Below are 13330 nucleotides of genomic sequence, written 5' to 3'. Positions count from 1 at the left end.
ATGTCTGCACGCCGCCTGCTCTATGTGATGGACCCGATGTGTTCCTGGTGCTGGGGCTTTGCGCCGGTGGCCAATGCGTTGGTCAAGCAGGCGCAGGCGGCGGGTGTGGACGTGCATTTGATTGTGGGCGGTTTGCGCACCGGCAGTGGTTCGGCGCTGGAGCCGACCACCCGGCGCTACATTCTTGAACATTGGCAGGCGGTCACCGAGGCCACCGGTCAACCGTTCAAGATCGAAGGCGCATTGCCCGACGGTTTTGTGTACGACACCGAGCCGGCCTGTCGGGCGTTGGTGACGGCGCGCAGCCTGGCGCCGGATTGCGCGTGGAAACTGCTTGGTCTGATCCAGCATGCGTTTTACGCAGAAGGGCGCGATGTCACCCACGCCAGTGTGCTGGTGGAACTGGCGGAGCAAGCCGGTTTGCCGCGCATCGAGTTCGCAGCCGCGTTCGATCGCGCCGATCAACATGCCGCGACTGCGGCCGATTTCACTTGGGTGCAGGACCTCGGCATCGCCGGTTTCCCCACCTTGCTGGCAGAGCGTGATGGTCAATTGGCGTTGTTGACCAATGGCTATCAGCCTCTCAGCGTATTGTCACCGCTGCTCGGCCGCTGGCTGGAGCGCGCTGCCTGTGCATGATCTGCCTGACGACGCCCCAACCGCTGCACGTGTCGACCGTCTGAGCTGGGCGGAAATCCGCCGCCTGGCCCTGCATCACAAGAAATCCCTGTGGATCGCCAACGGCGTGGCCGTGCTGGCGACGTTGTGCAGCGTGCCGATTCCTTTGCTCTTGCCCTTGCTGGTGGACGAAGTGCTGCTGGGCCATGGCGACGCAGCGCTGAAAGTCATGAACCACGCACTGCCCGAAGGCTGGCAGAAAGCGGCGGGCTACATCGGCCTGATGCTGCTGGTGACCTTGTTGCTGCGCTGCGGTGCCTTGTTGTTCAACGTGGTGCAGGCCAAGTTGTTCGCGGCATTGGCCAAAGACATCGTGTACCGCATCCGCCTGCGGCTGATCGAGCGCCTCAAGCGCATCTCGCTGGGCGAATACGAAAGCCTGGGCAGCGGCACGGTAACCACGCACCTGGTTACTGACCTGGACACGGTGGACAAATTCGTCGGCGAAACCCTCAGCCGGTTCCTCGTGGCCATGCTGACCCTGATCGGCACCGCGAGCATCCTGATCTGGATGCACTGGAAGCTGGCGCTGCTGATCATGCTGTTCAACCCGCTGGTGATCTATGCCACGGTGCTGCTGGGCAAGCGGGTCAAGCACCTGAAAAAACTCGAGAACGACAGCACCTCGCGCTTCACTCAAGCGTTGACCGAAACCCTCGATGCCATCCAGGAAGTGCGTGCCGGCAATCGTCAGGGCTTTTTCCTCGGGCGTCTCGGCCAACGTGCGCGGGAGGTGCGCGATTACGCGGTGAACTCCCAGTGGAAAACCGATGCCTCGAACCGGGCCAGCGGTTTGCTGTTCCAGTTCGGCATCGATATTTTCCGCGCCGCGGCGATGCTCACCGTATTGTTTTCCGACCTGTCCATCGGCCAGATGCTCGCGGTGTTCAGTTACTTGTGGTTCATGATCGGTCCGGTGGAACAGCTGCTGAATCTGCAATACGCCTATTACGCCGCCGGTGGTGCGCTGTCGCGAATCAATGAGTTGTTGGCAAGGGCCGATGAGCCTGAGTACCCGGGCGGTGTCGACCCGTTCAACGGTCGCGAAACCGTGGGTATCGAAGTCCAGGGATTGAGTTTCGGTTACGGTGACGAACTGGTGTTGAACCAGATGAACCTGTCCATCGCTCCCGGTGAAAAAGTAGCGATTGTCGGCGCCAGTGGCGGCGGCAAAAGTACGTTGGTGCAATTGCTGCTGGGCTTGTATACGCCACTGGCCGGGACGATCCGCTTCGGCGGTTCGACCCAGCAGGACATCGGCCTGGAAACGGTGCGTGAAAACGTAGCGGTGGTCCTGCAGCATCCGGCGCTGTTCAACGACACCATCCGCGCCAACCTGACCATGGGCCGTGAGCGCAGCGACGAGGCCTGCTGGCAGGCGCTGGAAATTGCGCAGCTGCACAACACGGTTCGGGAATTGCCCAACGGCCTGGACAGTATCGTCGGACGTTCCGGCGTGCGCTTGTCCGGCGGTCAGCGCCAACGCCTGGCGATTGCTCGGATGGTGCTGGCCGAACCGAAAGTGGTGATCCTCGACGAGGCCACTTCAGCGCTGGATGCCGCCACCGAATACAACCTGCACCAGGCACTGGCGCGGTTCCTGAGCCACCGCACCACGCTGATCATTGCGCACCGGTTGTCCGCCGTTAAACAGGCCGACCGGGTGCTGGTATTCGACGGCGGGCAAATTGCCGAGGATGGCGACCATCAGCAACTGATTGCCGAGGGTGGTTTGTACGCCAAGCTGTACGGGCATTTGCAGCAGCACTGATCAGTGCCTCGCGGTTAACCCCAGATCACGTTCAACGCCTCGGGATTGCCGTCATAACCGAATTGCTTCATGACGACTGAGCACGAGTCGCAGGGGGGCAGGGTGGTGGCGATGGTGATGGACTCAAGCTCCTGAGGGTCAGGATATTTCTGGCGTATGACGCTGATGAGTTTGCTCTCGGTGTCCAGTGAAGTAGGGCGTTGGGTGAGTTCGGGGGTGTATTTCTCGATGTCTTTGATCGTGTGCGGAATCGCTCGCAACTTGCCAGAAGCGGAGACTTTCAGCGATGTCTGAGGGAAGTTGGCACCGTGATCGATGTTGAAGTAACTCGTACCTTCGTCGATCACCTCTCCCAAGCCTCTGTTTCTCTCAAACAATGGCAGGTAAGCGGTGTCACCCTGTCTGCCGGAAACGCTGACATAAACCTCCCGAATGCCCTGTCTTGTCTTGATTTCCGCGAATGCAACATTGCGCAGCTTGCCCAATTCACTCTTATGAATGTTGCTGATGCGTTGCTGTAATTCCAGCATGGCGCCATCGATTTTCAACGCCCTGGGCCCACCCAGAACCGCCGGTTCCAGGGTGATGGCGGGTCTCTGAAACAGTGCATTGAATACTTTCGCTGTCGTTTCACGGACACTTTCCGGAGCATACCTGGACGCCGACCAGGTCGTTGCGCCATCGGTGGAGTGCCTGACGATCATTCTGGTCGAGTGATCGAACAGCACGGCCTCGCCGGGGCTGGTATCGACCTTGATCAACTTGAGTGTATTGGGCGGATTGGTGTGGCCGCCGATAGGTATGGCGATTCTGTCCATCGCTTTGATGGCGCGCTCAACGAGAGTCACACCGTAAATCCTCGCCATGTTGTTGGCATTCAACGAGCCGGTGTACACCACCATCAACTCGTGCCGCAGTTCGGCGGGCAAGGTTGACGCTTGCTTGAAAGTCAGTGCGTTACGCAGGCTTTGCCCTTTTGCCAGTTCGGCAACGTAAAAATCCCCCGCATCAAGACGTGTGAAAACATACCGTTTCGAACCGTCTACGGAGTCCACGATGATGGCACCGGAGTGGAAGGTATCGGTCACACCTTTTTCGGTCACGTTGACTCTGACACGCCCGTAAATGCCTTTGCGGAACTCCATCGTCGCGTCGAGTGTTGTGTGAGTGGCCAGCGAAGCCTTTGTCAGGGGGGCGCCCGCAGTGCCAGGTGTGTAAATGCTGTCGCCAAACCAGGTGGCCCATCCTTTGGTTTCATCGAAGGTGCCAACCGCGGGTGTCGGGGCCGGGGCTCGTGTCACATAGCGGGTCGTGCACACGTCTGCTCCCGGTGCGCGACGTGGCCGGCAAGGTATCGCCTTCAGCGAATCACTCGTGTCAATCAAGTCAGCGCGGCGTAGCGTGTCACCCTCCAGCCGGTACGGTACGTCATCGATGAACAGCGTGGTTCGGCCGTCCACTTCAAGCACTTCGCGTACGTGGCGAGTCTTGGCTAGCTCCACAACTGATTGTTGGTTGCGGCTTTCCAGGGTGCTGTAGTGCGATTGCCCGGGCGAGAAGTCACTGGCGCGGGTGGTCAACGACGGGCCATAGGGCTTGGAGGACAATGGATCGACCAGGCGCAAGTCGGTCTTGCCAGAGGCGCCGATGTTGCGAATTGGCACATCATGCAGGTCTTTGATGCTGGCTAACTGATCTCCCAGCGTTGCAGGCTTCCAGCGCCCGGCATCACTCAACTGAGGCAAGCTGCGCACGTACTCGTAGTAGCGGATTTTCCCCACGAGTTCGTTAAATTCGAACGTGACAGTTTTATAAATGTATCGCACCGATTTACCCAGGATTTTGAGCAGCGCCGGAATAATCTCAAGCGGGTTCAATGCTCTCAACGTCGATACCAGCAACGTTTTTGTCAGCGTTGTAAATGATGGAAGCGTTGTGCGTGTGGCCAGCCGGCCTGCGGTGCTGATCAGTCGTACCGAACCCGTGGCGAATTTTCCGATGGGGATCGCGAACGAAATCACGTCAAAAAACAGGCCGACTATCCCCAGCGCGATGCGGTTCTTGTCACCTGACATCAAGTCTTCGACAGGACCCCAGAACGGTACAAACATCTTTGCGATCGTGAATATCTTTTTACGTTGAGCTTCCTCAAGTTCAAACTTGGTCTGCCCCTTCGCAAACGTGCGCAACTCTTGCGGGTCAACAAACAGTAGTTCGGTCGCAATGTGTCGGCTGATCGCCAGTGAACGGCTGGACGACAGGGTCAATGGGGCACGTCGATGTTGCTCTGTAACCCCTGAACTTGCGCTGATAGTCGGCGGCAGCTGATCGATGATGGCTTCGCAGAAGGCTGTTGCCTTGGGCAGGGTACCGGTCGAATGTGCGTCCCAGTCGAAGGGTAAATGCCGGTCGCGGATAACATCGACATAGGCCCCATTGGAGGTGGTTGCCATCGCCCCGATTCGGGGAGTCAACAACGTCGCATCAAAATTTTCGAGGCGACGTATCACCCCGGCTTTCGGGAGAAGCTCGTAAAAAGTGCTGACGGAAACGGCGGCTTCGTCCCCGGTGGGCTCATTTGTTTGGGTCGCTTGCAGTATCACGCCGTTGCGCGCTCTGAGCGGCAACGTAATTTCGGGCGTTTCGTCTTTGGCGGCGACTTTGCGGGTTTCTTTGCGCAGGCTGTAAATCTTGACTTCACCCATCTCCAGCGCCAGGCGGTCGGCATGCGGAAGTGAAGTTAACAGCGTTCTGATCAATGTCTGGTAGGCCGTTGTGATCTTTTCCAGATGCCGCTTGAAGGCGTCGTCAAACAGCGCAGGGATATCGGGGATTTTGGTAAACGGAGGCAGGACTTTTTGACGGCCTTCTAAGCTAGGGCCGGGAGCCGGCCAAGGCCGATCGGCTATTAAGTACCGGTCCTTGTCCATCCTGACCCATTGTGTACTTAAGGTCTCGCCGTCGGCTTCAGTCACAAACCATATTTTCTGATCGTCGAACATGCCGGACGCCAAGACATCGGTGAACGAGTAGTACTTGTATTCCTTACCCCTGAGTGGCGGTGGATCGCGAAAGCCGATCGAAGCCAACTCGTCATGCCTGGCCAGTTTGCGCCCGTCGGTATTGAACGCTTCGTTTCCGAACAGCGTTTGGATTTCAGCCTTGGCGATGGCCAGCCGTTTGGGTGGCTCTTCATTGATTCGGATAACCGCTTGATTGACCTCGTTCGAGTGTTTTTCCAGTTCGGAGCAGGCTCGTTCGATGTCGGCTTGTGTGTAGTCCTTGAGGTCTTTTTGCGAAACGAAACCTTGGGTGACAGCCCAATCCAGGGTCGGAAGCAGTCTGGTGAAACTGAGGAGGTTCAATTCTTCCGTGGTTGCCACTTCGGCTCGGTACATGGGCAAGTTGACCAACTGCTGGAAGCTCAGTCTGTCCAGCAATTCGGGGGAGACGGATTTGACGAAATTGACTCCGTTGAGGAAGTTGACCCAGACAACCGTGCTCCGGTAAGCGAGATCTGCCGGAATGTCCCGGACACGAAACTCAAAGGGGAACCGGGACAAAAACAATCGCGAAATGACTACGGCCTCTTTGTCCGACGATGCCAGTTTTGACGTGAGTAAATGGGATTCAAATGCCTCGCGGATTGCCTGGTAGCTCTTTCCCCAGTTCGAACGACTTCGCCAGTTGTACCCGGCGATCAAATCGCTGGAATCCAGGGTCTGTGCACAAAGCCAATACTGCAGCGCATTGGCTATCAGTCTGGTACGGATGTAAGGCGAAGTCTCTTCACCGGTTTTTCCTCCGTACCAATCCATTGTCGTCAGTAAGGTGTTTCCTAGTTTTTGAGCCTCCGCGCTCTGCAGGATTTTTTCGAGGTATACACTCGGCGTCGCGCGCACTTGTTCAATCGTTGCAGTAGAAAGAACGTCCTTGGCAAGGTACGCCAGCGGTGAAGTAACGCTCTCCGGCAGAAATTGATTAACCGCATCGACTATTTCGCCGCGGACCTGGCCGCTATGGAGTAACTGCGTATCGACTGGAGTGTCAGGAAATGCTTGTTGGATAGTCGCGAACGTTTCCAGGTCCTTTTCTGTGGGAGGGGACTTCAGATCAAGGGCTTCAAACTCGTCCTCCAGTCTCAAACGATGGCTGGCGATCCTGTCCTGAACGACCTTTATCGTGACCTGAACTATTTGCGGGTCTCTCGACGTCAATGCAATACCGTAAAAGACGCACATTCTTTCTAAGCCAATGGTGCGGTTTGAATTCAACACTCCGCCCAGTAATGCTGCTGCCCGCTCAATCCGCAGTTTCAGCGGCTGCCATTTGGCGTGCTCGGTCAACTCCAGCGTGACTTTATGTCCTGTGTTCTTCCAGGCCTGATAGACATACTTGCCCTCCTTGAACGCAACGGACAGATCGCCGTGCTTTATTTCAAGTTTTGTGCACATATCGATGTAATCCCGATCGCGCAGCACTTGCCACAACGCTTTTAATCCATCTGCGCTCACCTTGGTGAGTGGTGAATAAGGTTTTAGTGGCAAGACGGGCCATAGAATGTTTACCGGTGTTTCGCGCAAGGCCGCGAGCAGAAGTTCGTAATCCTCCAGTTGGCCTGCATGTAACTCAGCCTCGGAGGGTGACGGTGGGTTTGAAGTGTTCGATTGCATGTAATTGCTTCTCTTGATTATCGGTTGATCTGCGCATCGCTCTGGTGCGATGGCGTCGTTGGCCGATTTCAAGCGAAAACAAACAGGAGAGAGCGGTACATAGTTAGGTGATGGCGGCTTTTCTCCAGGAACTGTGTCGCGAGGTGTGTCCGCCTCTCACTGAAAACCGTTATTTACCGGCACTTGCCCATAGAAAGGGCTTCTCGCTTGCCGGGATCGAGAACGCACCCTAGTCTAGCTGTAGCGATCACGTTGGATGATGATCTGGCAGTGCTAAAACAAGGGACCTCATGAATCAAACGCGGACTCTCGGAACGCCACGGTTGCTGGGCATTGTCTGGCCATTTATCGCTGTCGTGCTATTTCAGGCGCTGTTGGGCGGTTTCAGCCTGTATGTTCTGTCGGCGGTGCGCGGCTATGTTGCCGGCGAAAGTCTCTGGTCCAAGGGCCAGAAAGACGCCATCTATTACCTGAATCTCTACGCGGACAGTCGCGACGAGACGATATTCCTCAAATACCAGAACGCCATCGCCGTGCCTCAAGGGGGCCACGAGTTACGTGTGGCGCTGGACCATCAGCCGCCGAACATCGAAGCGGCACGCCAGGCGATCCTCAAGGGGGGCAACCATCCGGATGACGTCTCCAGCCTGATCTGGCTGTACCTCAATTTCCGTCACTTCTCTTACCTTGAGAAAGCCATCGACCTCTGGACGGTAGGGGATGCGTATCTGCTGCGCCTGGGTGATGTTGCTCGGGAAATGCATCAGCGCATCACCTCCCGTCAGGCCACCAATGGCGATATCCAGCGCTGGAAAGATCAGATTTTTGCGATCAACGATGAAGTGACGCCGGCGGCGAAGGCCTTCAGCGATGCCCTGGGTGAAGGCTCGCGGGTGATTCTGCGCCTGCTGCTGTTGACGAACCTCGCCACCGCCCTGGGCTTGATTGTCCTGGCCCTGATGCGCACGCACAAATTGCTCAAGCAGCGCCATGCGTTCGCCGACGCCTTGCAGTTGGAGAAGGAGCGCGCGCAGATCACCCTGCAATCGATTGGCGATGCCGTGATCACCACCAATGTCGACGGCGCGATTGCCTACATGAACCCGGCCGCCGAGGCGTTGACGCACTGGAAGGCCGAGCAGGCGACAGGTTTGCCCCTGGCTGCGCTGTTCAATCTGCTGGACGAGAATGCCCAGGCCGACGGCTTTACGCTGATCGAGCACATCCTGAGCGGTCAGCTCAGCGGTGGCAGCGAGCATTCCAAATTGATTCAACGGCTGGATGGCAGCACGGTTTCGGTCACGCTGGTCGGTGCGCCGATCCGCAATGCCGGCAAGGTCAGCGGCACCGTGCTGGTGTTGCACGACATGACCCAGGAGCGGCAATACATTGCCAATTTGTCCTGGCAGGCGACCCATGACGCCCTGACCGGGCTGGCCAATCGCCGCGAATTCGAATATCGCCTGGAACAGGTGCTGCACAACCTGACGCGACATCCGGGGCGTCATGCCTTGATGTTTCTCGATCTGGACCAGTTCAAGCTGGTCAACGACACGTGCGGCCACGCGGCGGGGGACGAGTTGTTGCGGCACATCTGCGCGTTGCTGCAATCGGGCTTGCGCGAAGGCGATACCCTGGCCCGCCTGGGCGGCGACGAATTTGGCATCCTGCTGGAGAGTTGCGCACCGGAAGCCGCGGAGAAAATCGCCGAGGGCCTGCGCCAGACCGTGCAGAACCTGCACTTCGTCTGGAAAGGCCGGCCGTTCGTGACCACCGTGAGCATCGGCCTGGTACACATCAATCAGCACCCGACCACCCTCGAAACATCGCTGCGCGCCGCCGATATGGCCTGTTACATGGCCAAGGAAAAGGGCCGCAACCGGGTTCAGGTCTATCACGCCGATGACTCGGAACTGTCCCTGCGCTTTGGCGAAATGGCTTGGGTGCAGCGCTTGCACATGGCGCTGGAAGAGGACCGCTTTTGTCTGTATGCCCAGGAAATCGCAGCCCTGGGTCATGTCGAAACAGGCGGCGGGCATATCGAAATCCTGTTGCGCCTGCATGACGAAGCCGGGCGCATGATATTGCCCGACAGTTTTATTCCGGCGGCGGAACGTTATGGACTGATGACTTCGCTTGATCGTTGGGTTGTACAGAATGTTTTCAAGATCATTGCCCAATGTATATCGGAGAAACACAAAGGGCCGTTGGCGATGTGTGCGATTAATCTGTCAGGCACAACTATAGGAGATGAGGCGTTCCTGGACTTCCTGCGTCAACAGTTCATTACTTATTCCATACCGCCTGAAATGATTTGTTTTGAAATTACTGAAACCAGTGCTATTTCCAATCTTGGAAGTGCAATTAGATTTATTAATGAACTCAAAGGCTTAGGTTGCCACTTTTCGTTGGATGACTTTTGCGCCGGTATGTCCTCATTCGCCTACTTGAAACATTTGCCTGTAGACTTCCTGAAGATCGACGGGAGTTTCGTAAAGGATATGCTGGACGACCCGATTAACCGCGCCATGGTCGAAGTGATCAATCACATCGGCCATGTAATGGGTAAGCGTACGATTGCCGAGTTTGTTGAAACACCCCAGATTGAACAGGCATTGCTGGAAATCGGGGTGGATTACGCTCAAGGGTATGTGATTGAGCGCCCGCATTTGTTTACCTGCGATAGTTTACAAAGTCGTCCTGCCAGGCCTCAGCCGTTGTTGTTCAAGGCGCCTGGCACGTTCCGTTGAAATCTCTTGCTGATCCTTACAATCACAATCAAAAGGAACCCGACAGTGATCGATACATTCAACAGAACCGGACCCCTCATGGAAGCTGCAAGTTATCCCGCCTGGGCTCAGCAACTGATCCAGGACTGCAGCGAGAGTAAACGCCGGGTTGTCGAACACGAATTGTACAGGCGCATGCGAGATAACAAACTCAGCGCAAAGACCATGCGCAACTACCTTATTGGTGGTTGGCCCGTGGTTGAGCAATTCGCGTTGTATATGGCACAGAACCTCACCAAGACCCGTTTTGCCCGCCATCCCGGCGAGGACATGGCGCGACGATGGTTGATGCGCAACATTCGTGTGGAATTGAACCATGCCGATTACTGGGTGCACTGGAGCCGTGCTCACGGTGTCAGCCTGGAAGAACTGCAGGCGCAAAAGGTGGCCCCTGAACTTCATGCCTTGAGTCATTGGTGCTGGCACACCAGTTCGGCGGACTCGTTGATCGTCGCCATTGCCGCCACCAACTATGCCATTGAAGGCGCGACCGGCGAGTGGTCGGCGCTGGTCTGTTCCAATGGCGTCTACGCGGCATCGTTCCCCGAAGAGGATCGCAAGCGAGCCATGAAGTGGCTGAAGATGCATGCCCAGTACGATGACGCCCATCCGTGGGAAGCGCTGGAAATCATCTGCACGCTGGCGGGGCTGAACCCGAGCAAGTCACTGCAGGCCCAATTGCGCGAGGCCGTGTGCAAAAGCTACGACTACATGTACCTGTTCCTGGAACGGTGCATCCAGCTTGAGCATGTGGAAAAGGCTCCGGTCGCGCGTGGGCGCATGGCATTGGCCGAAAGCTGATCGGTTGGACTCACCATTGAAAAAGCCCGCGCCCTCTATCGATAGAGGGGCGGGCTTTGTCGTATTGGTCGCAAGCCGTCAGGCGCTGACTTTCAGTCCGATCAGCCCGGCAATGATCAAGGTCACGCTGGCCAGCCTGAACAGCGCCATCGATTCACCAAACAGGATGATCCCGGCGATGACCGTGCCGACGGCACCCACGCCGGTCCAGATCGCATAGGCAGTGCCCAAGGGCAATTCCTTCATCGCCAGCCCAAGCAGGCCAAGGCTGATGGCCATCGCGGCAATCGTCAACGCAGTAGGGAGAGGGCGGCTGAAACCGTCGGTGTATTTCAGGCCGACAGCCCAGCCCACTTCGAACAGGCCGGCGAAAAACAGAATGATCCAGGACATGAGAGACCTCCATCGATTGACGGGGTCGTCCCCAGATTAATGACTCGATCGAGCCGCGAGGTCGTCCTCGCGTTGCGCAGTATGGTGCCCATCATTAACCCGGGGATCAAGTTTTCCGCTTACTCGGTCACTTGCCGAGTCGCGGTTTCCCGATCTTCTTTCTCGCTCATCCGGCGGAAATACGTCGAGAGCAGCGCCCCGGAAATGTTGTGCCACACACTGAACAATGCGCTCGGCACCGCCGCCAGCGGCGAGAAATGCGCACTGGCCAGCGCGGCGCCCAAACCGGAGTTCTGCATGCCAACCTCCAGCGCCAGGGATTTACGCTGGGCCAGTGGCAACTTGAACAGCCGTCCGGTGAAGTACCCCAGCAGATAGCCGAAGCTGTTGTGCAGCATCACCACGGCCATGATCAGCAGGCCGGACTCGGCAATCTTCGCCTGGCTGGCCGCGACGACAGCCGTGACGATGATCACGATGCTGACAACGGAAACCAGCGGCAATACGTCCACCGCGTGGCGAACCCGATCCCCGAGCACGCGCTGAGCGACCACGCCGAGCACGATCGGCAGCAGCACCACTTGCAGGATCGACCAGAACAACTCCATGAAGGACACCGGCAACCAGGCCGAGGCGAGCAGCCAGATCAGCGCGGGCGTCAGCAGTGGAGCGAGGAGGGTGGTGACGGCGGCGATGGCCACCGACAGCGCCAGGTCGCCACGGGCCAGCCAGGTCATGACGTTTGATGAGGTGCCGCTTGGGCAGCAACCGACCAGGATGACACCCACGGCGATTTCCGGCGGCAGATGGAATACCTGGCAGAGCAACCACGCCACACCGGGCATGATCACGAAATGTGCAACCACGCCCAACGCCACGCGCCACGGATGGCGAGCGACTTCGGCGAAGTCTTCGAGCTTGAGGGTCAGTCCCATGCCGAACATCACCAGGCCCAGGAGCGGCACGATCGCGCCTTTCAGGCCGAGGAACCATGCCGGTTGCAGGAAAGCCACGACGGCGAAAATCAGAACCCAGTAAGCGAAGGTGTTGCCGACAAAGCGACTCAATGCAGCCAGTGCACGCATGGCCTGATCCTTATTTTAAGTAGCACTGCAAAACAAATGTGGGAGCGGGCTTGCTCGCGAAAGCGGTGTTTCAACCAACACATGTGTTGGATGTAAAACCGCTTTCGCGAGCAAGCCCGCTCCCACAGTGGAAAATCACCAGGCTTTAGATTCCCTGCGGCGTCTCTTCACCGCCCAACGCTTCAACCAGCGCCGGGAGGAAGTCGCCGAACGTCAGCATCATCAGGGTGAAACTGGCGTCCAACTGGCCGAGGGCTTCTTCGCCGCCGTCCTGTTCCGCCTGATCCTGCAGCAGGTCTTCGAACTTCAGGCGCTTGACCACCATCTTGTCGTCGAGGACGAAGGATAGTTTGTCCTGCCAGGCCAGCGACAGCTGAGTGACCACTTTGCCGGTGCTCAGGTGCAACTGGATTTCTTCGCTGGTCAGGTCCTGACGCTTGCAGCGCACGATGCCGCCGTCTTCGTGGGTGTCGCGCAGCTCGCACTCGTCCAGCACAAAGAAGTCATCGGCGGCTTTCTGGGTGGTGACCCATTCAGTCATGGTGGCGGTCGGGGACATTTTCACGGTCAGCGGACGTACCGGCAGGGTGCCGATGACTTCACGCAGGGTCGACAGCAGGTCTTCGGCACGTTTCGGGCTCGCCGAGTTGACCAGAATCAGCCCTTGCTTCGGTGCAATGGCCGCGAATGTCGACGAACGACGGATAAAGGCACGCGGCAGGAAGGCCTGGATGATTTCATCCTTGATCTGATCGCGTTCCTTTTTGTAGACCTTGCGCATTTGTTCGGCTTCGATCTCTTCGACCTTTTCCTTAACGGCGTCACGCACGACGCTGCCCGGCAGGATGCGTTCTTCCTTACGGGCGGAGATCAGCAGGAAGTCGCCGCTGACGTGCACCAGTGGTGCATCTTCGCCCTTGCCGAAAGGCGCGACGAAACCGTAGGTGGTCAACTCCTGGCTTGCACATGAACGCGCCAGTTTGGTGGCCAGTGCAGTTTCCAACGCCTCGGCATCAAAAGGCAGATCTTGGGTCAGGCGATAGATAAGCAGGTTTTTGAACCACATGGGGCGAGTCTCTCCTTTATACAAAGTGGGGCATTATTCTCTTCGTGGCGCCATAGGCCAACCCTTCTCTAAGC

8 protein-coding genes are annotated in these 13330 nt (G+C 57.4%); 4 read left to right on the top strand and 4 right to left on the bottom strand.

The window, feature by feature from the left end:
• Both ACM6IO_RS00445 and ACM6IO_RS00440 read left to right on the top strand, forming a co-directional pair.
• On the top strand, positions 1-639 hold the full coding sequence (locus tag ACM6IO_RS00445; RefSeq protein WP_414910710.1) for a DsbA family protein: 639 nt from the start codon (positions 1-3) through the stop codon (positions 637-639).
• Complete coding sequence (locus ACM6IO_RS00440; RefSeq protein WP_008040921.1) at positions 632-2449, top strand: ABC transporter ATP-binding protein; 1818 nt, start codon at positions 632-634, stop codon at positions 2447-2449. The genes ACM6IO_RS00445 and ACM6IO_RS00440 overlap by 8 nt, the downstream gene beginning before the upstream one ends.
• 14 nt (positions 2450-2463) lie before the next feature.
• Here the strand turns inward: ACM6IO_RS00440 and ACM6IO_RS00435 are convergent, their stop codons facing one another.
• Positions 2464-7122, bottom strand: a complete 4659-nt coding sequence (locus ACM6IO_RS00435) for a hypothetical protein (RefSeq protein WP_414910709.1) — start codon at positions 7120-7122, stop codon at positions 2464-2466.
• 290 nt (positions 7123-7412) lie between these two features.
• Here ACM6IO_RS00435 and ACM6IO_RS00430 point away from each other — a divergent pair, with 290 nt between their 5' ends.
• Both ACM6IO_RS00430 and ACM6IO_RS00425 read left to right on the top strand, forming a co-directional pair.
• Positions 7413-9872, top strand: a complete 2460-nt coding sequence (locus ACM6IO_RS00430) for an EAL domain-containing protein (RefSeq protein WP_192227881.1) — start codon at positions 7413-7415, stop codon at positions 9870-9872.
• A 78-nt stretch (positions 9873-9950) separates the two neighbouring features.
• Positions 9951-10712, top strand: coding sequence for a TenA family transcriptional regulator (locus ACM6IO_RS00425; RefSeq protein WP_008040915.1), 762 nt, complete (start codon positions 9951-9953; stop codon positions 10710-10712).
• Between the two features lie 78 nt (positions 10713-10790).
• Here the strand turns inward: ACM6IO_RS00425 and sugE are convergent, their stop codons facing one another.
• The 3 genes from sugE to rdgC all read right to left on the bottom strand — a co-directional run bounded on the left by sugE (position 10791) and on the right by rdgC (position 13256).
• Entirely contained in the window at positions 10791-11105 is a 315-nt protein-coding gene (gene sugE / locus ACM6IO_RS00420; RefSeq protein WP_008035664.1) for a quaternary ammonium compound efflux SMR transporter SugE, read from the bottom strand.
• Between the two features lie 119 nt (positions 11106-11224).
• Positions 11225-12190, bottom strand: coding sequence for a bile acid:sodium symporter family protein (locus ACM6IO_RS00415; RefSeq protein ID WP_207285744.1), 966 nt, complete (start codon positions 12188-12190; stop codon positions 11225-11227).
• A gap of 145 nt (positions 12191-12335) precedes the next feature.
• Positions 12336-13256 carry a recombination-associated protein RdgC gene (rdgC, locus tag ACM6IO_RS00410; protein WP_008035659.1) on the bottom strand — a complete coding sequence of 307 codons (921 nt, stop codon included), beginning with the start codon at positions 13254-13256 and terminating at the stop codon, positions 12336-12338.
• Positions 13257-13330: the final 74 nt, after the last annotated feature.

It is taken from the genome of Pseudomonas sp. IT-P44, assembly GCF_949768225.1.
Lineage (GTDB): Bacteria > Pseudomonadota > Gammaproteobacteria > Pseudomonadales > Pseudomonadaceae > Aquipseudomonas > Aquipseudomonas migulae.
This window is presented reverse-complemented; position numbering and strand designations above follow the sequence as displayed.

Excerpts from the sequence above, each read along its gene's own strand:
- ACM6IO_RS00415 (WP_207285744.1), bottom strand. The coding sequence starts at position 12,190 with ATGCGTGCACTGGCTGCATTGAGTCGCTTTGTCGGCAACACCTTCGCT.
- ACM6IO_RS00430 (WP_192227881.1), top strand. The coding sequence starts at position 7,413 with ATGAATCAAACGCGGACTCTCGGAACGCCACGGTTGCTGGGCATTGTC.
- sugE (WP_008035664.1), bottom strand. The coding sequence starts at position 11,105 with ATGTCCTGGATCATTCTGTTTTTCGCCGGCCTGTTCGAAGTGGGCTGG.
- rdgC (WP_008035659.1), bottom strand. The coding sequence starts at position 13,256 with ATGTGGTTCAAAAACCTGCTTATCTATCGCCTGACCCAAGATCTGCCT.
- ACM6IO_RS00445 (WP_414910710.1), top strand. The coding sequence starts at position 1 with ATGTCTGCACGCCGCCTGCTCTATGTGATGGACCCGATGTGTTCCTGG.
- ACM6IO_RS00425 (WP_008040915.1), top strand. The coding sequence starts at position 9,951 with ATGGAAGCTGCAAGTTATCCCGCCTGGGCTCAGCAACTGATCCAGGAC.
- ACM6IO_RS00435 (WP_414910709.1), bottom strand. The coding sequence starts at position 7,122 with ATGCAATCGAACACTTCAAACCCACCGTCACCCTCCGAGGCTGAGTTA.